Annotated in this window: 24 protein-coding genes; 6 read left to right on the top strand and 18 right to left on the bottom strand. The window is 44.9% G+C overall.

The genetic code is table 11. The features are described 5' to 3' along the window. Positions 1–12: 12 nt before the first annotated feature. The 14 genes from lipA to ACMCM8_RS06885 all read right to left on the bottom strand — a co-directional run bounded on the left by lipA (position 13) and on the right by ACMCM8_RS06885 (position 14,226). Positions 13–975 (bottom strand): lipoyl synthase, encoded by a 963-nt coding sequence (gene lipA / locus ACMCM8_RS06820; protein ID WP_412726758.1) that lies wholly within the window; start codon positions 973–975, stop codon positions 13–15. Further along, positions 968–1,639, bottom strand: coding sequence for a lipoyl(octanoyl) transferase LipB (lipB, locus tag ACMCM8_RS06825; protein WP_412726760.1), 672 nt, complete (start codon positions 1,637–1,639; stop codon positions 968–970). Before lipB ends, lipA begins: the two co-directional genes overlap by 8 nt. Continuing rightward, positions 1,640–1,903: a DUF493 family protein YbeD gene (ybeD, locus tag ACMCM8_RS06830; protein WP_412726762.1), complete on the bottom strand. Its 264-nt coding sequence runs from the start codon at positions 1,901–1,903 to the stop codon at positions 1,640–1,642. A 96-nt stretch (positions 1,904–1,999) separates the two neighbouring features. Beyond that, positions 2,000–3,184, bottom strand: coding sequence for a D-alanyl-D-alanine carboxypeptidase family protein (locus tag ACMCM8_RS06835; RefSeq protein ID WP_412726764.1), 1,185 nt, complete (start codon positions 3,182–3,184; stop codon positions 2,000–2,002). Between the two features lie 408 nt (positions 3,185–3,592). Next, positions 3,593–4,489 carry a septal ring lytic transglycosylase RlpA family protein gene (locus ACMCM8_RS06840; RefSeq protein WP_412727640.1) on the bottom strand — a complete coding sequence of 299 codons (897 nt, stop codon included), beginning with the start codon at positions 4,487–4,489 and terminating at the stop codon, positions 3,593–3,595. Between the two features lie 125 nt (positions 4,490–4,614). Continuing rightward, positions 4,615–5,730 (bottom strand): rod shape-determining protein RodA, encoded by a 1,116-nt coding sequence (gene rodA, locus ACMCM8_RS06845; RefSeq protein WP_412726766.1) that lies wholly within the window; start codon positions 5,728–5,730, stop codon positions 4,615–4,617. Further along, a complete protein-coding gene (gene mrdA, locus ACMCM8_RS06850) occupies positions 5,727–7,649 on the bottom strand; it encodes a penicillin-binding protein 2 (protein WP_412726768.1) in 1,923 nt (640 codons plus the stop codon). The genes rodA and mrdA overlap by 4 nt, the downstream gene beginning before the upstream one ends. Before the next feature lie 30 nt (positions 7,650–7,679). After that, the gene (gene rlmH / locus ACMCM8_RS06855; RefSeq protein ID WP_412726770.1) at positions 7,680–8,150 is read right to left on the bottom strand and encodes a 23S rRNA (pseudouridine(1915)-N(3))-methyltransferase RlmH; all 471 of its coding nucleotides are present in this window, start codon (positions 8,148–8,150) and stop codon (positions 7,680–7,682) included. A gap of 108 nt (positions 8,151–8,258) precedes the next feature. Further along, positions 8,259–8,576, bottom strand: a complete 318-nt coding sequence (gene rsfS / locus ACMCM8_RS06860; RefSeq protein WP_412726772.1) for a ribosome silencing factor — start codon at positions 8,574–8,576, stop codon at positions 8,259–8,261. Positions 8,577–8,593: 17 nt separating this feature from the next. Continuing rightward, positions 8,594–9,238, bottom strand: coding sequence for a nicotinate-nucleotide adenylyltransferase (gene nadD / locus ACMCM8_RS06865; protein ID WP_412726774.1), 645 nt, complete (start codon positions 9,236–9,238; stop codon positions 8,594–8,596). Between the two features lie 2 nt (positions 9,239–9,240). Continuing rightward, complete coding sequence (gene holA, locus ACMCM8_RS06870; RefSeq protein WP_412726776.1) at positions 9,241–10,269, bottom strand: DNA polymerase III subunit delta; 1,029 nt, start codon at positions 10,267–10,269, stop codon at positions 9,241–9,243. A 14-nt stretch (positions 10,270–10,283) separates the two neighbouring features. After that, the gene (gene lptE / locus ACMCM8_RS06875) at positions 10,284–10,817 is read right to left on the bottom strand and encodes an LPS assembly lipoprotein LptE (protein ID WP_412727642.1); all 534 of its coding nucleotides are present in this window, start codon (positions 10,815–10,817) and stop codon (positions 10,284–10,286) included. A 10-nt stretch (positions 10,818–10,827) separates the two neighbouring features. Continuing rightward, positions 10,828–13,431 carry a leucine--tRNA ligase gene (gene leuS / locus ACMCM8_RS06880; protein ID WP_412726778.1) on the bottom strand — a complete coding sequence of 868 codons (2,604 nt, stop codon included), beginning with the start codon at positions 13,429–13,431 and terminating at the stop codon, positions 10,828–10,830. A 234-nt stretch (positions 13,432–13,665) separates the two neighbouring features. After that, positions 13,666–14,226, bottom strand: a complete 561-nt coding sequence (locus ACMCM8_RS06885; protein WP_412726780.1) for a hypothetical protein — start codon at positions 14,224–14,226, stop codon at positions 13,666–13,668. A gap of 236 nt (positions 14,227–14,462) precedes the next feature. Here ACMCM8_RS06885 and ACMCM8_RS06890 point away from each other — a divergent pair, with 236 nt between their 5' ends. Both ACMCM8_RS06890 and ACMCM8_RS06895 read left to right on the top strand, forming a co-directional pair. Then, positions 14,463–16,859 carry a Lon protease family protein gene (locus tag ACMCM8_RS06890; RefSeq protein WP_412726782.1) on the top strand — a complete coding sequence of 799 codons (2,397 nt, stop codon included), beginning with the start codon at positions 14,463–14,465 and terminating at the stop codon, positions 16,857–16,859. Positions 16,860–16,952: 93 nt separating this feature from the next. Continuing rightward, the gene (locus ACMCM8_RS06895) at positions 16,953–17,357 is read left to right on the top strand and encodes a hypothetical protein (RefSeq protein WP_412726784.1); all 405 of its coding nucleotides are present in this window, start codon (positions 16,953–16,955) and stop codon (positions 17,355–17,357) included. Between the two features lie 119 nt (positions 17,358–17,476). Here the strand turns inward: ACMCM8_RS06895 and ACMCM8_RS06900 are convergent, their stop codons facing one another. Next, positions 17,477–18,259 (bottom strand): hypothetical protein, encoded by a 783-nt coding sequence (locus ACMCM8_RS06900; protein ID WP_412726786.1) that lies wholly within the window; start codon positions 18,257–18,259, stop codon positions 17,477–17,479. A 5-nt stretch (positions 18,260–18,264) separates the two neighbouring features. Further along, positions 18,265–18,444, bottom strand: a complete 180-nt coding sequence (locus ACMCM8_RS06905; RefSeq protein ID WP_412726788.1) for a hypothetical protein — start codon at positions 18,442–18,444, stop codon at positions 18,265–18,267. Positions 18,445–18,800: 356 nt separating this feature from the next. Between ACMCM8_RS06905 and ACMCM8_RS06910 the strand changes: the two genes are divergently transcribed. Continuing rightward, positions 18,801–19,052 carry a hypothetical protein gene (locus ACMCM8_RS06910; RefSeq protein WP_412726790.1) on the top strand — a complete coding sequence of 84 codons (252 nt, stop codon included), beginning with the start codon at positions 18,801–18,803 and terminating at the stop codon, positions 19,050–19,052. A gap of 196 nt (positions 19,053–19,248) precedes the next feature. On the opposite strand, the gene ACMCM8_RS06915 is transcribed toward ACMCM8_RS06910, so the two are convergent. Then, positions 19,249–20,025 (bottom strand): 3-hydroxyacyl-CoA dehydrogenase, encoded by a 777-nt coding sequence (locus tag ACMCM8_RS06915; RefSeq protein ID WP_412726792.1) that lies wholly within the window; start codon positions 20,023–20,025, stop codon positions 19,249–19,251. Between the two features lie 94 nt (positions 20,026–20,119). Further along, a complete protein-coding gene (gene yhbY / locus ACMCM8_RS06920) occupies positions 20,120–20,413 on the bottom strand; it encodes a ribosome assembly RNA-binding protein YhbY (protein ID WP_159625746.1) in 294 nt (97 codons plus the stop codon). A gap of 95 nt (positions 20,414–20,508) precedes the next feature. Between yhbY and rlmE the strand changes: the two genes are divergently transcribed. The 3 genes from rlmE to folP all read left to right on the top strand — a co-directional run bounded on the left by rlmE (position 20,509) and on the right by folP (position 24,153). After that, positions 20,509–21,138 (top strand): 23S rRNA (uridine(2552)-2'-O)-methyltransferase RlmE, encoded by a 630-nt coding sequence (gene rlmE, locus ACMCM8_RS06925; protein ID WP_412726794.1) that lies wholly within the window; start codon positions 20,509–20,511, stop codon positions 21,136–21,138. A gap of 101 nt (positions 21,139–21,239) precedes the next feature. Beyond that, a complete protein-coding gene (ftsH, locus tag ACMCM8_RS06930) occupies positions 21,240–23,186 on the top strand; it encodes an ATP-dependent zinc metalloprotease FtsH (protein WP_412726796.1) in 1,947 nt (648 codons plus the stop codon). A 142-nt stretch (positions 23,187–23,328) separates the two neighbouring features. After that, positions 23,329–24,153: a dihydropteroate synthase gene (gene folP / locus ACMCM8_RS06935; protein ID WP_412726798.1), complete on the top strand. Its 825-nt coding sequence runs from the start codon at positions 23,329–23,331 to the stop codon at positions 24,151–24,153. The last annotated feature ends 9 nt before the right edge of the window (positions 24,154–24,162 follow it).

Raw genomic sequence — 24,162 nt, forward strand, 5'->3', positions numbered from 1 at the left:
AGTGCAGTAGCGCTATTTGACTTCTTTACCTGCTGCCTGTTGGTCGGCGTGATAGCTCGAACGCACCATAGGGCCGCATGCGGCATGGGTAAAGCCGATTTCTTTTGCATATTCACCCAGTGCATCAAAATCTTTTGGATGCACATAGCGTTTTACTGGGTAGTGATGACGACTGGGTTGAAGATACTGACCCAACGTCAACATATCTACATTGTGCGCGCGTAGGTCACGCAATACACCTTCAATTTCTTCGTTCTCTTCACCCATACCCATCATTAAGCCAGATTTGGTCATTATGTCGGGGTGTTGCGCCTTAAACTTTTTCAACAAGTCCAGAGACCATTGGTAGTTCGCGCCTGGACGACATTCGCGGTATAAGCGCGGAATGGTTTCCAAATTGTGATTGAATACGTCTGGCACCCCGTTTTTGAATATTTCAAGGGCGCGATCCATACGGCCACGGAAATCAGGCACTAACACCTCAATGGTCGTAGATGGACTGTGTTCGCGAATTGCGTTTATACAATCGACGAAGTGTTGTGCACCGCCATCGCGCAAATCGTCGCGATCTACAGATGTTATAACCACATAACGCAGTTTCATTTCTGCAATGGTTTTAGCCAGCTTTTCAGGCTCTTCTGCACTGGGTGGAAGGGGTTTACCATGTGCCACATCGCAGAATGGACAGCGACGGGTACAAATGTCACCCAGGATCATAAAGGTCGCTGTACCGTGGTTAAAGCATTCTGCTAGGTTAGGGCAGCTGGCTTCTTCACACACGGAGTGCAGTTTGTTTTTGCGCAAGGTTTGCTTGATGTGATCAATCTTCTCGGTAGTACGAGGTAGTTTGATTTTTATCCATTCAGGTTTGCGCAGCATTTCTTCCTTTTCGGTAGGAATAATAGTGACCGGAATGTGTTTTACTTTTTCATCGTCACGGAGTTTTACCCCCGCCTTAGGACGTGCGTTACTCATCAAAACCTTCTTTATAATTTGTTTGGGTAATGGACAGCGCATCAAGTAGCAAGTCTGTCAGCTCACTACCAGCCTTTTCTAGCGTTGTCGGGCCGTTTAACCTTGCGGTGTCAATCATTTCCATACCCGCATACCCACAGGGGTTAATCCGCTGAAACGGCGACAAGTCCATATTAACATTTAACGCTAACCCATGAAACGAACAGCCATTGCGAATTCGTAAACCCAAAGAACACACTTTCTTTTCATCTACGTACACGCCAGGTGCATCGGGCTTTGCATAGGCCTTTACTGCATATTTAGCGAGTAATCCGACCACTGCCTCTTCCATTGCTGTGACTAAATGGCGAACACCTAATTTTCGACGTTTAATGTTAAGCAGTAGATAAATAACCTGCTGGCCCGGACCGTGATAGGTGACTTGACCACCCCTATCTACTTGAACTACAGGTATGTCGCCTGGCATTAGGATATGCTCAGCTTTGCCTGCCTGCCCCTGAGTAAATACAGGATCGTGTTCGACCAGCCATATTTCATCAGTAGTGTCGGCGTTGCGTTCGTCGGTGAAGCGTTGCATAGCTTGTAAAATAGGTTCGTAAGATTGACGCCCCAATTGACGGACAATCACTTCATCAACGGCTAATTGAGATAGCGACTCGCTCACTTATAATACAACCCTAACCAATTCCAGTTTCGCCAGTTCAGTATAAATGGTTTCCATATGCTCTTTACTGGTAACGCGTACGCTGATCGACACAGAATGGTAATTACCTTTGCTACTTGGCTTAACAGAAGGTGAGTAATCTCCAGGCGCGTGCTGCTGAAGGCAGGTGATAACCTGATCAGGTAAATCATCATGCGCTATGCCCATCACCTTAAAAGTCTGGTGAGTGGGAAAATCTAATAGTTCATCAAAACGGGTATCCATGCGATATCCTCGATACGGCTTTAATATAAAAAAACGGCCAGATTGTAACAAATCTGGCCGCTTCACAACTAGGCTTTTGATGTAATTTATCTGAAGTTACTCATCATCAAAACCGAGCTGAAGCATTATGTAGTCTTTCATGCGGGTAAAGAAGCTACCTTCTTTTACTTCTTGAAGCGTGACTAAGGGGTAGCTTGCCACGTCTTCACCATCGAGTTGTAGGAATAGCTTACCCACCACTTGACCTTTGGCTAATGGGGCTTCCAGCTTCTTATCTAGCTCAAAGTTAGCCTCTAAATTGGCCGCTTGACCACGTGGTATAGTAATGGGGGTAGATTGGTTAATTCCAAGGTCTACGGTTTCTCTGTCACCCATATAAATGCGGTGTGCGACAAAACTGTGACCCGCTTCGTATGGCGTTAGGGTTTCATAAAATCTAAAACCGTATTTCAGTAGTTTTTTGTTTTCTACTTTACGGGCGCGTTCGCTGTCTGTGCCCATTACCACCGAAATGAGTCGCATACCACCTTGTTCAGCTGAGGTGATAAGGCTGTAGCCTGCGTCTGAAGTGTGGCCGGTTTTGATACCGTCAACATTCAGGCTTTTATCCCAAAGTAGGCTATTGCGGTTGTATTGCTTAATACCGTTGTAAGTAAATTCTTTTTCGCTGTAAATTTTGTACATCTCTGGTGTTTCAGCGATAAGTGCGCGAGATAAGACAGCCATATCTTTTGGCGTAGTATAGTGATCAGGGTCGTGGAGACCGTGGGCGTTTACCCAGTGTGAACCTGTCATCCCCAATGCGGCAGAGTGTGCATTCATCATACTGGCAAAGGCTGATTCTGAACCTGCCACATGTTCTGCCATGGCAACGCAGGCATCATTACCTGATTGCACTACAATGCCTCTTAAAAGGTCACGCACGGATACTTGTGTACCTACTTCAATAAACATTTTTGAAGAATCTGGGAATTTCTTCGCCCATGCATTTTCGGAAATAGTTACTTCGTCATCTAAGCTTATGTTACCGGCTTGTATCTCTTTACCAATGACGTAGATGGTCATAATTTTAGTTAAACTGGCAGGAGCCAGCTGCATCTCTTCATTTTTAGACGCAATTACATGGCCCGTTTCAAAGTCGGTTAGCAGGAAACCTTCAGCGGCTACGGTAGGCGCAGGGGGCGTTACTACAGCTGCATTGGCAACGTGAAAAAAAGTGCCGAGTATGAATAAGGCAAATGAGAGTAAAGACGGTTTAGCGCGTTGAATTGTTCTAAGCATGGTTATAATTTCTTTGACCGTAGTATCCGTGTAAATGTAAAGCTTCTTCTATGGTGGATTTTCCACAAATAGAGCTACCCAGTTTAGCTTTAATAGCAATGTTCTAAAGCAAGTCGCTACTTGTCGATGAGCATTGGTACAAATCATACTTCTCGAACATAATCGCGAGAAGCACAACTGCGATCCTAACGAAAGGCAGCTGATAATACCAGTAAGTATGCGTAACTATCAAAGAGAGTCAGCAATACATACGTGTGGTTATAAGACTTGGTTTTATCAAAAAAGTTTACGGCTGAGTAGTGGTTTCAGCCAGAAATAACCAGAATGCCTGTTAATTGCCACAGTTTTGCCATAAACACGTCGATTTTATAAACAAGACTGCACTAACTAGACAGTGATAGCCGGAAATTACAAGGTTGGAGATATGGCATACGCATTGGGATAGCCATTTTGTTTAAGCTGTTGCAGCAACTCTGCAACAACGGTTTCATCGGCTATGGGGCCAAGTTGTAATTTGTAGATGTTGTCAGCCACAGGCAAGTGCGCAGGTACTTGGTAAAGCGCTGATAACACATTAGAAATTGATTTGGCTTTTTCGGCGTTTGAAAGGGCCGCAACCTGAATATAAAAAGCGTCTTCGGATAAGTGTGGAGTAAGGGATGATGCGACTTGTTTTGCGCTGCCAGTGGGGAGGGCAAGTTCATCTGGCCCGTTGTTCGCAGCGACTTGTACGTCAGGGGCTTCATTAATGCCTAAATATTCATCGTAGGATACAGTGGGGCCATTACCCACAGTGACATTATTGTGCTCATCGAAATGAATGACTTCAATTTTAACTTTGGTCGTTCCTTTACTGTGGTAACCCAGCTTTACCGCTGCAGCATAGGATAAATCGATGATCCTATTGTCGTGGAAAGGTCCACGGTCGTTAACACGCACTATGGCTTGCTTGTTATTGTCCAGGTTGGTGACTTTAACGTAAGAAGGTAAGGGGAGGGTTTTATGCGCTGCACTCATAGCAAACATGTTATAAGTTTCGCCGTTAGACGTAAGGTGGCCGTGAAATTTTTGACCATACCAACTGGCGTATCCGATTTCCTCAAAACCTTTTCCTGATGTCAAAGGTGTATAGTGATTGCCTAATACTTTATAAGGGCGGCTATTAAACACGCGATAGGCTTCGTATTTAGGAACAGCGTCTAGGGTTTCTGGTATTTTTTCGACGTGTCTGGGGGCGGAGTCATGTCGCTGAGTGTATCGTCCAGACGGGGCGCTCTGGCAAGCACATAGCAAAGTACATAGCATGGCAAAAAGCGCGATTCTTACTCCTTTTATCGGCTTTTTACTGACGCAATGAGCATGTTTATCAAACGATAAACTGGCGAAAAGCGCAAATGATAACCCATTGTGATGTTGTGACTGCATACCCTTTATCTGGACATTAATCGTTTTTGAGTGGCGATAGACATTAGAATGCCAAAACCTGCCATCAATGTCACCATTGACGTACCACCATAACTGACCAAAGGTAAGGGGACACCTACCACAGGTAATAAGCCCGATACCATGCCCATATTCACGAAAACATATACGAAGAAGGTAAGGGTAATACTGCCGCCGAGTAGTTTTGAGTACGCATCCTGTGCTCTACTGGAAATAATCAAGCCGCGTAAGATAATACACAGATAGATGAGTAATAACGCAATTACGCCAGTAAGCCCAAACTCCTCACTGAACACTGAAAAAATAAAATCAGTGTGGCGTTCGGGTAAAAACTCCAGTTGCGATTGCGTGCCCTGTAACCAGCCTTTTCCCTCAATACCGCCAGAACCAATAGCTATTTTAGATTGAATGATGTGGTAGCCAGAGCCAAGGGGATCACTTTCTGGATTTAAGAAGGTGAGCACCCGTTGCTTTTGATAGTCTTCCATTAAGAAAAACCACATCACAGGGGCAAATGCACCCACCATGGCGCCGACCAGTGAAATCAGTCTCCAACTCATACCGGCAAGAAAAATGGCAAAAATACCAGAACTGGCAATCAATAATGACGTACCTAAGTCAGGTTGTTTGGCAATGAGTATGGTGGGCACTACTACAAGCACAAACCCGACAATAACGTGAATAGTACGCGGCGGCATAGTAAATTTACTGATGTACCAAGCCACCATCATTGGCACCGCGAGCTTCATGAGCTCTGACGGTTGAAAACGAATAAATCCAAGATCTAACCAGCGCTGTGCCCCTTTGCCCATATCCCCAAATAACAACACGGCAATAAGCATTAATAGTCCGGCAGCAAAGGCATAGGTAGAAATGCGTTGATAGAACCCAGGAGGAAGTTGAGCGAGGGCAAACATGGCAAAAAAGCTCAGTCCCAGTCGAACGACTTGTCTTTCCATTTGCCCCATATCCTGGCCGGATGCGGAATATAAGGTGAATAGACCAACACCGCTGAGTACCAATAACCCCAATAACAGCCATCCATCAATGTGTATGCGCTGTAACAGGCTAATTTTATCAGAATTCAAGGTCGTTCTTTTCATGGTGTTGTGCCTTGCGCGTCATCGAACGCTTCCGTGATATCGTCTTCTACGGGTTCAAAAACGCGGTCTTTGAAATAAAAATCCATTATTTGTCGGGCGACTGGCGCGGCATTTTTACTGCCGCCACCCACATTTTCTAACACGACCATGACTGATATTTCTGGGTTGTTGAAAGGCGCAAACCCAACATACATTGCATTATCACGCAGCCTTTCGTCTATTTTACTGGCGTCGTATTTTTCATTTTGGCCTACAGTAAACAACTGGGCAGTACCTGTTTTACCCGCAGAATCGTATGGGGTATCGGCAAAAGCGTGTCTCGCACCGCCTTCTTCACCGCTGACAACATCGTGCATGGCACTTAAAATGATATCCAGATTTTCCTGTTTCTTAATCTCAATGGGGCGCAACGACTTTTGTGCGATAAGATCAACTGAGTTATCAGGGTTCATATAACCGCGAATGAGTTGAGGAATATTGCGCTCGCCGCGATTGACAAGGGTGTTAACCGCGTGAATAAGCTGGATAGGGGTAATGGTCCAATAACTCTGTCCAATGCCTACGGGAATGGTGTCTCCAATATACCAAGGCTCGTTAAAGCGTGCGCGTTTCCAACCACGGCTGGGCATATTGGCATCTGACTCTTCGTAAAGGTCAATACCAGTGAAGTCGCCGAAACCAAATTCATACATGGCTTCACTGATTTTATCGATACCAAGTTTGTACGCTAAGTCGTAATAGAAAGTATCGCACGACACTTCTATGGCTTTTGAAACGTTAACTTCGCCGTGACCCCAACGACGCCAGTCACGCCATACGTGATCGACATTAGGCAACTGATACTTACCGTTATCTCTGATGGTATAATCTTCGGTAATAATGCCTTCTTCCAGTCCCAATAAGCCTAAATGAGGTTTAATCGTCGACGCCGGCGGATATTGCCCCTGGGTGGTACGGTTAATTAGCGGTCTGTCTGGTGAATTAAGCAGAGCAGAATAGTTTTTATTACTTATACCATGTACAAAGAGGTTAGGGTCGTAACTTGGATTGGAATACAGAGCGAGTACGCCGCCGGTTTTTACATCTGTCACTACGATAGCACCGCGGATCCCATCGATAATACGCTGTGCTTCAAGCTGTAATGACAAATCTAAATTAAGTACAATGTCTTTACCGGGCGTGGGTGGGTCGACGTTTAGCACACGTATAATTCGGCCCTGGTTATTCACTTCCACTTGCTGATAGCCCACTTTACCGTGTAACAACTCCTCGTGATACTTTTCAATCCCCAATTTGCCGATATCGTGGGTGGCTGCGTAGTTATCTTCCTGACCCGCTTCAACGAGTTTTTGTAAATCGCGCTTGTTAATACGCGCAACATAGCCCAGCGCGTGGGTGAGTGTATCTTTATATGGATAATAACGCGCCAAGCGCGCTTCAATCTGAACACCAGCGAATTTGTGTTTACTGGCTGAAAACAACGCCACTTCTTCTTCAGTTAACTGCGTGCGCAACGCAACGGGCTTAAAGCGACGTGTCCCCTTCAACGTTGCTTGAAAGCGCTCTAATTCATCTTGGGTAATCCCCATCAACTCAGTGAGTTCATCAAGCGTTGCCTGAATATCTTCAACTTGCTCTGGAATGACTTCTAAACTGAAAACGGGGCGGTTTTCTGCGAGCAATAGGCCATTTCTGTCGTAAATAAGACCGCGGTTGGGTGCAATGGGCAAGACTTTAATTCGGTTACCGTTAGAGCGAGTTTGATAGTCTTCAAACTGGGTGACTTGTAAAGAATACAAATTGTGCAGCACGATACCGAGCATAAAGACGACAATCAGAAACGCAATGGTGGCACGACGGGCAAACAGATTGGCTTCCGCTGAGTGGTCTCGAATGGCCTGGCGTTGTCGTCGGTGCATTGAATTCCTTTGCATGGGCTAAGCTACGCTCTATTCTCTGTGGTAAGGGTGATTTTGAGTAACCGACCAAGCGCGATAAAGGCTTTCGGTTAAAATTATCCGCACTAAGGGGTGGGGAAGTGTGAGCGCCGATAAAGACCATTTTTGTTCTGACGCGGCAATACATTCGGGCGCAAGACCTTCAGGCCCGCCAATTAACAGACTGACATCTCGTCCGTCCATTTTCCAGTTGTCTAACTGCTTAGCGAGTGTGGGCGTGTCCCAAGGTTTCCCCGTTACCTCTAGCGTTACTATGCGGTTTCCTTTAGGGATGGCAGCAAGCATTTGCTCGCCTTCTTTTTCTAAAATGCGTTTAATGTCGGCGTTTTTACCGCGTTTGCCGGCAGGAATTTCGGTGAAACTGACCGGCATGTCGCTTGGAAAACGGCGAATAAATTCGTCCACTCCAGCGGCCACCCAACTGGGCATTTTGGTTCCTACTGCGACAATTTGTATACGCACTACACTATCCTATACATCTTCTTTGCTATATTGAGTGACTGTTTTGCAAAGTAAAACAGTCACATCAAAACAGAATGATAGGTTATTTATACCAATCTGTTATAGCGTTTACGACCACAACTTTTCTAGTTGATAGAAGTCGCGCGTTTCGTCTTGCATGACATGTAAAATAACATCGCCAAAGTCCACAAGCACCCATTCGCCAGTTTCCTTTCCTTCTACGCTACTTGGCGCGTGCCCTGCGTTTTTGGCTTCTACCATTACGTTTTCGGCAATAGAAGATACGTGACGTTTTGAATTACCAGAGCAAATTATCATGGTATCAGTAATAGTAGATTTGCCACGTACGTCTAATTCAATGACATCACGGGCTTTCATATCGTCTATCTTGTCTAATATAAACTGTTTGAGCTGTTGACTCTCCAAGTGTTTTCCTCACTAACTTAACTTTTATATAACTGATGCTCTTTAATGTAATTTAAAACGCTACCAGGTACCCAATCACTTGAAGTCGTGATGTCGGTAGCACTCGTTTGCGTCATTGCATTGCGGATCTCAGTAGATGAAATCGAATAAAGTGGGGTATCAATCAGCAGTACTGCCCCGTTCTTACGCGCATTTATAACGCTAATATCATGCGCTTTGTGTTTTTCTAGCCACAATTTTACCGCGTTAGGGGGACTAAAAGTCTCTCCATCACGGCGCATAACAACAAGATGACAGTAATCCAGCAACTGTTCCCACTCGTACCATTTATCCAGATTATACAGTGAATCCGCGCCAATGAAAAAACAGATTGTATCTTGGCTTTGTTGGCGCATCGCCCGTAGGGTTTTCACTGTGTATGAAGGCGCTGGAAGGGATAATTCAATCAACTCGGGGTGTAACCGGTTATTCTCCTGACAGCACAGCTCAATCATTGCTACCCGATGCGCTTCAGACACCGATACCGCCTTGTGTGGTGGTAATTTACAGGGCATCAGATAAACGCGATGTATATTAAGTACGTCAGCTGCCGCTAGCGCAGCATTAATATGGCCGGTATGCGGTGGATTAAAGGTCCCACCCAAAATGGCTTTAATCCCCACGTTTACGATTCCAGCAGGGGCACGTTGCGCAGATCAACACCCATAAACATCATGCACAAATGACATAGCTCTACATAAGGTCGTGCAATGACATTTTGCTTAAAAGCGTGATCGGCTTTAGTTAAGGCCTGCTGAATATGTTCTAATTGTGGCACTGTCAGTCGATTGAGAGCTTGTTGATAGTACCCCTGACGATTACGCCAGATACCGAATTTTTGCCATTGAATGGGTTGACGCGCTTGTTGTGCCTGTTTGAGCTTCCACAATTGTTCCCACTCGCGGATAAGTGCCCATATGACAATGTTGGGCTCGAGACCTTCGCTTTCCAGGCGATACAACATCTTGATGCAGCGGGTATTTTCACCGCTTAGCATCACATCGACCAACTGAAAAACGTTGTAACGGGATTGATCCACCATGGCGTGTTCAATCTGCTCATCAGATATCGTCTTAGCGGGGTAGAGCAGGGCAAGTTTGTCTATTTCTTGCTTGGCTGCCAACATGTTGCCTTCACAGAAATCGGCAATCATTTTAACCCCAATGGGTGAGACTGAAAGGGCATGGGTTTGCAATTGTTGACTTATCCAGCTGCTCAGCTGCTTACCTTCAAGGGGGTAACATAAAACTGACGCACCCAGTTCGTCGAGTACTTTAAACCATTTACCTTTTTGTACATCCTTACCAATTTTAGGGCCATGCACTAATAACAAAATATCAGGGTTGAGCGCAGCGGCGACTTCCTGAAGGATTTTGCTGCCTTCGGCACCAGGTTTGCCAGTGGGTAATTCCAATTCAATAAATTGCTGACTGGAAAACAACGACATACTTTGCGTAGCTTCGATTAACTGATTCCACGAAAAACCAGTCTCCGCAACCAAAACGGTTCGTTCAACAAAGCCCTGAGTCTTGGCATGTGTGCGAATTTGTTCGATGACATCAAATTTTTGCTGCGGTTCATCGCCAAATACCAAATAGCAAGGGCGCAATTGTTTATTGATGTCTTGTTGGAATTGATTGGGATAAATCTGCATAGAAAAGTAATAATCTACTTGGCATCTACTGCAGAAATAGCTTGTGCGGAAACCGCTTGGCTCGACAGTCGTCGTATGATGATGTCAGCCGCTTCGTCGCGCATTTCATTTAGCATCAAATCCAGTTCACGGGATTTTGCCAATACCTGATCCGGATCGTCTTGATAATCCCGAACTACTTCAAACTGTGCCATCAACGCTTCTTTACCGGGAAATTGTACCCGGTAACGCACCACATAAATCAGTTCGTATTCAGCCACCTGACCAGAAGGGTAAACCGACAATAACTGTCTATCGAGTTTTTCAGGCAATAAATAAATGTGGACGCTGTTAGAAGCTACTTGACTGTCTTTGTCGACAGCATTTAGGCCATATACATTTAAATGTTTATCGAGCGCGCGCGCTAAAGGCGCATGCGCTCGTGCACTTTCTATTGCTACTGTGTTGATGTTGTCAGGCAGGCTAGGGCCACTTCTAAGATGAAACCCACAACCGAATAGTAACGTAATACCCATCAAAACGGCAGCGAACTGAAAGTACTTTTTCATCATATTATTCCTAGTTAGCAACAATGTTGACGAGCTTGCCAGGAACAACAATGACTTTGCGGATAGTTTTGCCATCAATAAACTGCTGAACGTTGGGCTGTTCTTTTGCTGCTTGCTCAATGGTTTCTTTGCTGGCATCTGCCGCTATGGTCATTTTGGCTCTTACTTTGCCGTTTACCTGAACAATGATGAGTTTTTCATCTTCGACAAGGGCGGCTTTGTCTGCCGTTGGCCACGGTGCCACATCAATATCTTGTTCATGGCCCAACACCTTCCATAATTCGTGGGCGATGTGCGGCGTAATTGGGTTAAGTAACAACAATACAGACTCAACCGCTTCGCGCATAATCGCAATGTCCTGAGGGTCTTGTTGCGGCGCTTTTTGAAGGTGGTTTAACAACTCCATAATAGCGGCTACAGCGGTATTGAACGTTTGTCTACGTCCAAGGTCATCGGTGACTTTTTCGATGGTTTTATGTACTTCACGACGCAGCGCCTGCTGATCTTTAGTCAGTGCCTTAACGTCAAGCGGGGCAGGCGTACCATTTTCGATATGTTCAGACACCAATTTCCAGATACGACGTAAGAAGCGGTGCGCGCCTTCAACGCCAGAATCAACCCATTCAAGGGTTTGCTCTGGTGGCGCGGCAAACATGGTAAATAAACGCACAGTGTCGGCACCGTACTGGTCGATAACTTCCTGTGGATCAATACCGTTGTTTTTCGACTTAGACATTTTGGTCATGCCACCGTGGAGTACTTCTTCACCGTCAGCATCAAGCCACGCTTTTACAATGCGACCTTTGTCATCTTTTTCAGTGGACACTTCGGTAGGTGAATACCAGGTCTTTTTACCTGAGGCGTCTTCGCGGTAATACGAGTCTGCCAGTACCATGCCCTGACACAACAAACGTTTAAACGGTTCGTCAGAGTTAACTAGCCCTTCGTCGCGTAGTAGCTTGTGGAAAAAGCGCGAGTAAAGAAGGTGCAAAATAGCGTGTTCGATACCACCTATGTACTGATCAACTGGCAGCCAGTAGTTAGCCGATGTTGGGTCGAGCATGGCATCGCTATTTGTTGCACACGCGTAGCGCGCGTAATACCACGATGACTCCATAAAGGTATCGAAAGTATCTGTTTCACGCAGGGCGGGTTCACCGTTGTATGTGGTTTTAGCCCACTCTGGGTCAGCTTTAATAGGTGAAGTGACGCCGTTCATTTCGACATCTTCTGGCAGTACCACAGGCAGCTGATCGGCAGGGACTGGAACCGATTCGCCATTTTCCAGATTGAGCATTGGAATAGGTGCGCCCCAATAACGCTGACGGCTTACACCCCAGTCGCGCAGACGATAATTAACTTTACGCTTACCGCATCCATCTTGTTCCAGTGCGTCGGCAATGCCATTGAATGCCCCATCAAAGTCTAAACCATTAAACTTATCAGAATTGATTAGGCTTCCTTTCTCCGTAAATGCCGATGCGCTTAGGTCACACTTATCTTCATCACCCGCTTGTGGTGCAATAACCTGTTTGATAGGTAAATCGTACTTAGTGGCAAATTCCCAATCGCGCTGATCGTGCCCTGGTACGGCCATCACGGCACCAGAGCCATAATCCATCAAGACAAAGTTAGCGACCCAAAGAGGTAGCTTTTCACCGGTTAACGGGTGAATAACGTCAATGCCTGTGGCACATCCCTTTTTCTCCATGGTGGCTAATTCAGCCTCTGCAACCTTGGTGTTTTTGCATTCATCAATAAACGCAGCTAGCTCAGGATTAGACTGAGCGGCAAATTCAGCAAGCGGGTGCTGTGCGGCAACTGCAACATAGGTTACGCCATAGAAGGTATCTGGGCGGGTTGTGTATACGGTTAAATCAGCTATGTCATTGACTTGTGCAGCAAGTTTAAAGGTAATTTCTACCCCTTCTGAACGGCCAATCCAGTTGGCCTGCATGGCACGTACTTGGTCAGGCCATTCTTCAAGCTGTTCTAAATCACTTAACAGTTCTTCTGCGTAATCAGTGATTTTGATAAACCATTGTGGGATCTCTTTTTGCTCAACCAATGCACCAGAGCGCCATCCACGACCGTCGATAACCTGTTCATTTGCCAATACTGTCTGGTCAACTGGATCCCAGTTTACGGTAGAGTTTTTCTTGTAAACCAAGCCTTTTTCGTAAAGGCGAGTGAAGAACCATTGCTCCCAGCGATAGTAATCTGATTTACAAGTGGTGACTTCGCGATCCCAATCATATCCAAAGCCCAATGAGCGCAACTGGGTCTTCATATAGTCAATGTTGGAGTATGTCCACTTTGCCGGTGCAGTATTGTTGTTGATAGCGGCATTTTCAGCAGGAAGGCCAAAAGCGTCCCAACCCATTGGTTGCAATACGTTCTTGCCCTGCATACGCTGGTAACGGCTAACCACATCACCAATGGTATAGTTGCGCACGTGACCCATGTGGAGTCGACCACTTGGATAGGGGAACATTGACAGGCAGTAGAACTTTTCTTTGTCTACATTATCGTCTGCCTTGAAAGATTGGTTATCTTCCCAGTATTGCTGAACGCGTTGTTCTATTTCTTTTGGGTTGTACTGATTATCGGCCATGAAACTTAGGCTTCCGCATTAAGAGTTAAAACGTTTCTCTATCGGCATTGTGTTAGTCTGGGCATTAAAAAATGCATTTAAAGCGACAATATTGTCCGATCGAACATACATATAGCCCAATAGAATACCCCAGCGCTAAGCGTTGTCTCAATAGCTTCAGGCGCTGTTAGGCTATTTTTATTGCTGCTTGCTGGAAAAGTGAGCATATTTGGGTGGTCGTGATTATTTTAGCCGTTAATTAACGTCACTAAAATGGGTTAACGCATTAAGTTGCTGTAATTGCACTTTGTCGATAACCTGAACCAAGTCAGCCGCGTCTTTTTCAGTTGCCTGAGCACCGTTAAAATGAATAGTGCCAGAAGCGTGGTAGGTCATTGTTACCCGCGTGCCTTCAGTAGGATTGTCTTTAGGACTAAACTGCCACGTGAGTGCACCGAATATGCCCATTTCCTGTAATGGACCCAACCCACCGGTCATCACCACTTTTTTGTTGGGTTCAACATAGCTTATGATCATGTGAGCCGCACTGGCATTATTGTGTGTTTCACAAAAACACCCACCTGCATTTTCATCAATATTTAACGTGCCTTCCCACCAAGTGTGATCTTTAGGCCACCACATATCGATGTGTTGTATAAAATGGGAGTAAACCACTTCTACAGACGCTTTGCTCTCGCTTTCATTAGTAACGGAAAAACCTGCGTTGTTAACATAGTTCACTTTGGCATGCGTAATAGGAGCAATAAGCGTTGATAGCATAACCAGTGCTAAGGATAGGTAGGTTGTCGTTTTCATGATGTGTGCTTGTCTAGTGGCGATAAAAGTTAAGATAAGAGTAGCATGGCACAATAAAGGGTATACAGTCACTTTTTACTGCGCTACGTGATATTGTAATTGACTGACGGCAAGCGCACATAGGCTGACGAAATCTTGTGCAATTAACGCTGTAAAGCGCCCTTAAAGCGGATAAGCGTTTGACACGCATGCTAATAAGCGGTTCACTTACCTCAAAGTAACAACGATAGAATAGCATGTCTGTAGACACCACTCATTACTCGTTAGGGGTAGATGCCCTTACACCCACGATTAATCGCAGAGCAATCAATAGCGCTTTAAAAGATGCTGAAGCGTTAAGTGCCACCTTTATCGGACAAGAACGCGCGAGAGAAGCGCTGACGTTTGGATTGGGTATCAATACGAAGGGATACAACCTTTACGTAATGGGTGAGCCTGCGACGGGGCGTTTTACGCTGGTGAAAGACTACATTGAGCGGCAGGTTGCGCAATCGACCGCGCCGGACGATTGGTGTTACATCAATAATTTTGATGAAGAACGCGAGCCTGTTGCGCTGCGATTTCCGCCGGGTGGGGGCAAAGCATTTCAAAAAGATATGGCGTCGCTAATTGACGATGTCCTCGATTCTCTGCCTATTGCGTTTGACAACCCGGGATATCAGCGCCGTCGCGCAACGATTTCTCGGGATTTCGAACAAAAATATGAAGCGGCCATCGACGCCGTAGAACGCTATGCACAAGCTAATGACGTGGCATTGTATGAAGAGGGCGGGTCGATAACCTTCTCGCCTATTATCGATGGCAAGCCCATTAGTGATACTGAATTTGCCGCGTTTAGCGATAAAGAGCGGCAGGAGTTTTACCTACTTATAGACGAGTTAGAAAACCGTTTAAGTGAAAGTCTACTGAGCCTGCCCACATGGAAACGGGAGAACTCAGAACGCCTGCGCGAGCTTGATAATAAGACCGCTGAACAAGGCATAAAACCCCTTATTAAGGTATTAGAGCACAAATACGCCGCTGATCTTGGTGTAATGAAGTACCTCAAACAGGTTAAAACGGCACTGGTCAATGCCGTGTTGGTCATACACAACGAAGAGCAAAAAGAAGAGAAAAGCGACGACTTCGATAAAAAGATTTTTTTAGAAGAGCAATTTTTGCCGAATGTACTGGTGTCGAATAAATTGGATGATGCGGCACCCGTTATTTATGAGCCAAACCCAACCTACCAAAATCTTTTCGGCAAAATTGAATATACCAATATACACGGCAGTGTGTTTACCAATTATCGCATGATCCAACCCGGTGCATTACACCGTGCCAATGGCGGTTATTTATTGTTAGATGTCGATCAACTTATCGAACAGCCCTACGTGTGGGACACATTAAAGCTGGCCATAAAGTCAACGCGACTGCGCATGGATCTGCCTCAGCAAGATGTGGGAATGGTCAATAACATTACCCTTAATCCTCAACCCATCGATTTAAGTGTAAAAATAGTACTGTTGGGTTCACGTGATTTGTATTACACCCTGCAAGACTACGACGATGAGTTTGATGAACTATTCCGCGTGTTGGTTGATTTTGACATGGAAATTCCTGTCACCCGCCAAGCACTGTTCGACTTTGTTGGCAAAGTGCGCTCTCACCTAGCCGAGTTAGGGTTAAAAGGCATTACAGCGAATGCCATGTGTCGCCTTGTAGAATATTCATTACGCATGGCTGAGCACAAAGAAAAGCTCTCGGCCCACTTTGCTGAAGTGATTGAGTTGGTCAACGAGGCGTTTTATTTCTGTAAAAAAGCCAACGCTGAAATTTTAGAGCACGACCACTTAAAAACCGCACTTAATGCTAAAAAACGTCGTACAGGCCGGGTTAGTCAGGCGTTACTAAACGACATAAAAGAAGGGCATGTTTTAATTGCCACCGAAGGCAAAGCGGTAGGTAAAGTAAATGGCCTTACCGTATTGGATATAGGTGATACCGCATTTGGTACACCAGCCAGGATCACTTCGACCGTATTTGCGGGAGCCAGTGGTGTCGTTGATATCGAACGAGAAGTAGAGTTGGGGCAACCCATTCACTCAAAAGGGGTCATGTTACTTAATGGTTATCTGGGCAACAAATACGCCCAACATTTCCCATTAACCTTATCTGCCAATATTGCCCTGGAACAGTCATATGGTCATATAGACGGCGATAGCGCATCACTGGGCGAATTGGTGGCACTGATTTCTGCGTTGACCGAAATTCCGTGCTTACAAACACTGGCGATTACCGGCTCTATCAACCAATACGGTGAAGTGCAGGCGGTAGGCGGTGTAAACGAAAAAATTGAAGGCTTTTTTGACTTGTGCCAGCACCGCGGTCTAACTGGCACCCAAGGCGTAATTATTCCAAAATCAAACGTGATAAACCTTGTGCTGGATGCCACCATTGTCGATGCAGTTAAAAAAGGGTTATTCCACATTTATACGGTTGAAACAGTGGATGATGCGTTAACTATTTTAATGGAACAAGAGGCGGGTAAACTCAGCAGTAAAGGGCGTTACCCGAAAAACACAATTAACTACCATGCGGTAAACCGCTTGTATAATATATCGTTAATGGTGAACGGCGGTGATGGTGAATAATAGCCGGTAATGGCTGTTTTATCGCCGCTTTTACATAGCAGGCAAGTCAGTTGTATAAAAGAGTGAAATAACCTAACCCAAAGCGAAAACGCGATGAAATACATCTTGAAGTATTCTTTACTCTATTTTGGCATTGTATTTTCGTTTGGGTTTGTTTTTGGTGCCATAAGAGTGTTATTTGTGGTTCCCTATATAGGCGAAACACAAGCAGAAATAGCAGAAGCCCCAATAATGATACTGGTAAGCTTTTTAACTTCCCGTTTTATAGTGCGTTTGGCAGTGGGTAAATTGACCTCTGTAAAATTTATTGTGGTGGGTGTATTGGCGTTATTTTATCTGCTAGCCATTGAACTATCGCTGGTTGTTTGGCTAAGAGAGTTAACCTTAACAGCGTATATCGAATCAAAGTATTCGTTGGCGGGCTTTACTTATGTTGTTTCGCTATTGCTCTACACACTCTTTCCCTATTGTGTTCATAAAAGCACTGTAAAACCTTAATAGAATCGGTTGTTGCATCGTTTTCTATCGTTTTTGTTCGTCACCAATTCGCAGGGGTACCCATACATTAACAACTTGCCATTCACCTCATCCATTTACCTATTGCTATGGCATCATTGTTAATTAATAAGTGAAAACGTGTTCTGCCTCTGTTTACAGGCGCTTATCTCTGTTAACGAATGGTTTCGTAAACGAATGGCAATAATGCTTAGACTCGTGGCAATGATCATATACGCGATACCCATTGCAATTATATGGTCAACAGGGGTTTTGCTGTGTAGCGCTATATGTAACATAACAATGTTTATACAGCCGTGGACTAGTGCGAAACAAAGCGCGCTCAATTTTTTATTGCGTTTCCATGACCAAATAAACAACCAACACAGAAAAAAGTGAATGGCAATTCGAGTTAACGCTGTTGATGCGAGCAACAATGTGCCAATGGGAGTGAAAAAACGATTGGTTTGTTTTACTTCATTTGCCAGTGTAAAAGACAATAGCTCTGACAGTTCAATTGTTATAAAAATAAGGGGCTGGGCAAACAGGCGAGTTGTCTCTACTAACGATATCACTAGAACAAAAGGCCAAATGGCCGTTTTTAACATGTCTTTGCAAAGGTGTTTATGTGTCAGCACGTGACCGCAAAATAAAAACAAACAAAACCCTTTCAAAAGCTCTTCATTAAAGCCAAGTAAGAAAACGTTCAAGTAAGCGGTGCTGCTTAGTAGTACCCGTGACGAAGGTGCGAAAAAGCTAATTAATACAGTAAGTGAAAAAAACAATGCCACCGTTGTTAACAGTGACATGCCAATATGGCGGTAGCCAACTATTACAGCACTAATACTTAGCCAAAGGACTGTCACGTACACTACCACGACAGTCAATGCTAGAAACACTGTCATTACATTTATAGCCTGTTATACGCCGACTGGAAGTTATCACCGTAGTTTACGGCTAAACTCGCTCCGACATCTAAAACAAAGACATCCCACTTAACGGTAAATATCCCTAAATCGATAGAACAGCAATGTATTTCCAACGATGCGCCTGATACATCACAAATTTCATCATCAGTTAATTCGGTCATACTAATCTCCCTATATGTACGTGCCTTAGTGCACACACTGAGTATTCGGTTAAAGCGCTAAAATGTATACTGTAGTGGAGATCAGTTTTTAGTCACTGTGCTACTAATCACTTTTCTAACTTAATGCGGGTTGTTACTAAAAAGGATTACAGCGCTTAGACATAAATTGAATCTGTTGTCTTATCCCTCTTTCTATCTCAGAATTATTATTTTAAGGTTATGCTCAAAATACATATTGTTATTAATTAATAATATTCGAATGTTTTGGGTATGGAATTAACCTACGAACCTTTAAAAAAGGGTTGTGCGTGCATTCAATCGCCGAAGTTTGTTCGCTTCTTATAAGGAAAAGACGTTTGACGAAGCTCAAGAGTGTTTCAATTCTAATTTTAATTGTTTTGTCGTCAGGGTGCGCTAGTACCTCAGGTAGTGATCCGGTGGACGATTTCTTTGAGGGTGCAATACACAGTGCTGAAAGAAGGGAAGCGCGCAGTCCTAACAGAGACAAAGACGTGAGTAGCGAATTGAAAGATGATGTCGCGTCCGGCGTGATGACAGCCACACTTAGAGGCATAGTAAATTTTTTCTTCGCGACCGATAAAGACTAGATTTTAATGCCGTCGATTATTAATGGCATATGGGTATAAACCATAAGTTTCTGCTTAGAATGGCTACTTTGTTTGATTAGCCGTTCACCTATTTCCTCAATAGTGGAGCTTGCGGGTTCAAGTTTAACAGTGTGAACCCGCACTTGCGCATCAATCTATGTGGAACTTGTTTCCACTAAAATTGCTCATACGCCACTCATTTTGGCGGCATACGCAAAGCACCGTCCAGGCGGATGGTTTCACCGTTTAAGTAGCTGTTTTTCGCCATGTGGATGACTAATTTGGCAAACTCTTCAGGTAACCCTAAACGTTTCGGAAATTGAACATTGGCACTAAGTGCATCTTGAACTTTTTCAGGCATAGCAAGTAGCATTGGCGTACCCATTACACCGGGAGCAATAGTATTGACCCGAATACCAAGCGGGGCTAAATCACGTGCCATTGGAAGGGTAAGGCCAATAATACCACCTTTACTTGCTGCGTAAGCGGTTTGACCGATTTGCCCTTCATAGCCAGCTACCGACGCGGTATTAACGATAAGGCCGCGCTCGCCATCGTCATTTAATGGCGTTTGTTTAGCCATGGTCGCCGCCACTAAGCGTGACACATTGAAGCTACCGACAAGGTTAATATCGATGGTTTTTTGAAAGTCGCCAAGTGGGGCAGGGTTACCTTCTCTATCAAGTAACCGTTTAGCCGGTGCAATTCCCGCGCAGTTAACCAATAGTGAAATCGAACCAAACTTGTTGTTGGTTGCGTCAATTGCGGCTTGAACTTGCGCTTCGTCGCGCACATCTACTTTGGTAAAAAGGGTGTGTGCTTGACCCAGCTCTTCTACCCGTTGCGCACCCACTTCTTCGTTTAAATCGAAAAGGCTTACGTTTGCACCTGCATTGCGAAGGGCAATAGCGGTAGCGTGGCCAAGTCCTGAACAACCGCCGGTAACAATCGCGGTAAGGTTTTCTAGCGTCATGATATTCCCGTTATTTCACTGTTATTAATGTGATGTTAACGGGAAGTTAGAGAAAAAACTATGGTGCCGTTGTGGTTCGGCACCCATCACACCATTATTTTGGCAACTGAATTTTACAGTCTTCGCTCTGACGGTAAATGATTAGCGTATGGCCAATTACCTGTAATTTTACCGAATTTGTTTCACGAACAATGGCGTCCATGATAAGCGCTTTTTCTTCGCGATCATCAGTTGGTACTTTTACTTTAATTAATTCGTGATGGTTTAGGGCGTTGTCAATTTCTGCAACTACCCCTTCTGTAAGGCCGTTGGCGCCAAGCTGTACAACGGGTTTTAATGGGTGTGCCAGGCCTTTAAGAAATTGTTTCTGTTTATTTGAAAGTTTCATGAAGTAATAATTCTTACAATTAATCTGTTAGTTTATGCTTGAAATAACGTATTCTAACGCCATCTCGTCTACAATCCTAATGACATTGTATTGGAATGACAAAAAAGAAACACTCTGCCAGCAGTAAACGTTGGTTACAAGAACACGTTAGCGACCATTATGTGCAAAAAGCACAGAAGGAAGGCTGGCGATCGCGAGCTATTTATAAACTGGAAGAAATCCAGAAAAAAGATAAGCTTATAAAACCCGGAATGACACTTGTAGATCTAGGTGCGGCGCCCGGCGGCTGGTCTCAGTTAGCTGCCCAACTTGTTGGCGACAATGGTCAGGTTATCGCATGCGATATTTTGCCCATGGATCCCATCGTTGGCGTTGACTTTTTACAAGGTGACTTCCGAGAGGACGCAGTACTTGATGCACTGTTGAACAGAATTGGCGGGAACACCGTAGATATAGTGTTGTCTGATATGGCACCAAATTTAGCGGGTAATGCGTCTGTTGACCAATCGCGCTCTATGTATCTTTGTGAACTAGCGCTCGATATGTGTCATCAAGTTTTAAAACCTGGAGGGGCTTTTGTCATAAAAGTCTTTCAGGGCGAAGGGTTTGTTGAGTTCATGAATGCACTTAAACAATCTTTCACCACCATAAAGACACGCAAGCCAGACTCATCCAGATCCCGTTCCAGAGAGGTGTATTTGGTGGCTTGTGGCTATAAAGTGTAGTAGGCTTTGGAGTATGCGGTTTTCGTTGCGAACTGGGTTGGTTGTTCTGTAGTCAGTTTGTTGAATAACCCAACAGTTCGGATTTATAGAGGTTAGTAGCATTGAGCGATATGGCAAAAAATTTAATTCTATGGTTAGTCATCGCCGTTGTATTAATGTCGGTTTTTCAGAGCTTTTCACCGAGTGAATCGTCTCGTTCGCAAACCGACTATACAACGTTTTTGAGAGAAGCCGAACAGGGTAATATCCGTGAAGTTCGCATTGATAATAGTGGCGAAATTCGCGGTACTAAGCGTTCTGGTGAAACTTTCCAAACCTATGTACCTTACTTTGATGACAAGTTAGTGTCTGACTTGGTCAAAAACGATGTAAGGGTGTACGGCGAGCCACCGGAAGAACAATCTCTTCTCACGTCTATCTTTATCTCATGGTTCCCCATGTTGCTACTTATTGGTGTATGGATATTCTTCATGCGCCAGATGCAAGGTGGCGGCGGTCGTGGCGCAATGTCATTTGGTAAGAGCAAAGCGCGTTTGCTTGGCGAAGACCAGATTAAGACAACGTTTGCAGATGTCGCAGGTTGTGATGAAGCAAAAGAAGACGTGTCTGAATTGGTAGACTTCTTGCGCGACCCTTCCAAGTTCCAAAAACTGGGCGGTAAAATTCCGAAGGGCGTATTAATGGTAGGCCCACCGGGAACGGGTAAAACGCTACTGGCAAAAGCCATTGCCGGTGAAGCGAAGGTGCCATTCTTTACCATCTCGGGTTCTGACTTTGTTGAAATGTTCGTCGGTGTCGGTGCTTCCCGTGTTCGTGACATGTTCGAACAAGCTAAAAAGGCAGCACCTTGTATTATCTTTATCGATGAAATTGATGCAGTAGGCCGTCAGCGTGGTGCTGGATTAGGTGGTGGTCACGATGAGCGTGAGCAAACCCTTAACCAAATGCTGGTAGAAATGGATGGCTTTGAAGGTCACGAAGGCATTATCGTTATTGCGGCAACTAACCGTCCAGACGTGTTAGACCCAGCGTTACTGCGTCCTGGTCGTTTCGACCGTCAGGTTGTGGTTGGCCTTCCCGATATCCGCGGTCGTGAGCAAATCCTTAAAGTTCACATTCGCAAAGTGCCTGTGGCTGATAACGTTGAGCCTTCGGTCATTGCCCGTGGTACCCCTGGTTTCTCAGGTGCTGATTTGGCGAACTTGGTCAATGAAGCAGCGCTATTTGCAGCGCGTGGTAACAAACGTGTTGTCTCTATGGAAGAATTCGAGAAGGCAAAAGACAAAATCATGATGGGCTCAGAACGCAAGTCTATGGTGATGTCAGAGTCTGAAAAGGAAATGACTGCTTACCACGAAGCAGGTCACGCCATTGTAGGTCGCTTGGTGCCAGAGCACGATCCGGTTTATAAAGTGTCAATTATTCCGCGTGGTCGTGCCTTGGGTGTGACCATGTATTTGCCAGAGCAAGACCGTGTTAGCCACTCTAAGCAACACCTTGAAAGTATGATTTCAAGTTTGTTTGGTGGCCGTATTGCGGAACAAATTATTTATGGTGATGACAAGGTCACTACCGGTGCGTCAAACGATATTGAACGAGCTACAGAAATAGCGCGTAAAATGGTAACGCAGTGGGGCTTGTCGAGTAAGATGGGGCCAATGCTGTATGCGGAAGAAGAAGGCGAAGTTTTCTTAGGCAAAACCATGTCTAAGGCGACCAATATGTCTGATGATACCGCCCGTGCCATTGATGCTGAAATCAAGTCACTTATCGATCGCAATTATGATCGCGCTCATAAGATCCTTGAAGAAAACATCGATATCTTGCACACAATGAAAGACGCACTAATGAAGTACGAAACCATTGATGCCAAGCAGATTGATGATTTGATGAATCGCACAGAGGTTCGTACACCCGCGGGGTGGGATGACGGCAAACCATCTGGTGGTGATAAGCCAAGCGGTGGTGCGCCAGTGAGCGAAGGTGAAATTAAGAACGATGGTGTGGATAAGCCATCGGTGGGCAAACCAGGTGATTTACCTAGCTAACCTATGATTTTCCTATGATAAAAACGCCAGTTAATCTGGCGTTTTTTGTTAGCGCGTGTAGCGTCTTGAAGAGACAAAAGGTTTTTTATGTTTACTTCAAGTTATACGCAAACCATGTAGACATGATAAAAGCAGGTTTTTCATGCATTTTGGACATCATTTTATTGATTTGTCTCAACCTCAGGTAATGGGCATTTTAAATGTTACGCCTGATTCATTCTCTGACGGTGGTCAACACGCCAGCGTTCAGCAAGCGGTTAATCACGCACTTCAAATGATTGAAGACGGTGCTACCTTTATCGATATCGGCGGTGAATCTACGCGCCCCGGCGCACCAGAGGTAACTCTGCAAGAAGAATTAGATCGCACCATACCCGTGGTTGAAGCAGTTGCAGCAAATTCTGATTGTGTAATATCTATTGATACCAGCAAACCACGCGTAATGACTGAGGCTGTAAAGGCAGGAGCCGGGTTGATTAACGACGTCCGGGCATTACAGGAACCCGGTGCGCTTGAAGCAGCAAGAGACGCCAATGTGCCTGTATGCCTAATGCATATGCAGGGACAACCGCGTACTATGCAAAACAACCCTATTTATCACGACATCGTCGGCGAAGTTATCCAGTTTCTGATGACAAGAGCGAAAGCCTGTGAAGATGCGGGCATTAGTGGTGATAAAATTCTTTTCGATCCCGGCTATGGATTTGGCAAGTCGCTTGAGCACAACTATGCATTAGTAAAGCATTTACCTCAACTGATGGCGTTGGGCTATCCGGTACTTGTCGGTATGTCCAGAAAGTCTATGATTGGCAACTTGCTTGATAGAAAGGTCGACGAGCGCTTGGCGGGAAGCCTATGCCTCGCTACAATTGTCGCCCAAATGGGCGCACAGATTATTCGCGTACACGATGTTAAAGAAACCGCAGATGCGTTAAACATTGTGAAAATGCTAAATACAGTTAAATAAGGAACAACA

Origin of the sequence: Alteromonas sp. D210916BOD_24, assembly GCF_047159385.1 — a bacterium.
GTDB lineage: Bacteria > Pseudomonadota > Gammaproteobacteria > Enterobacterales > Alteromonadaceae > Alteromonas.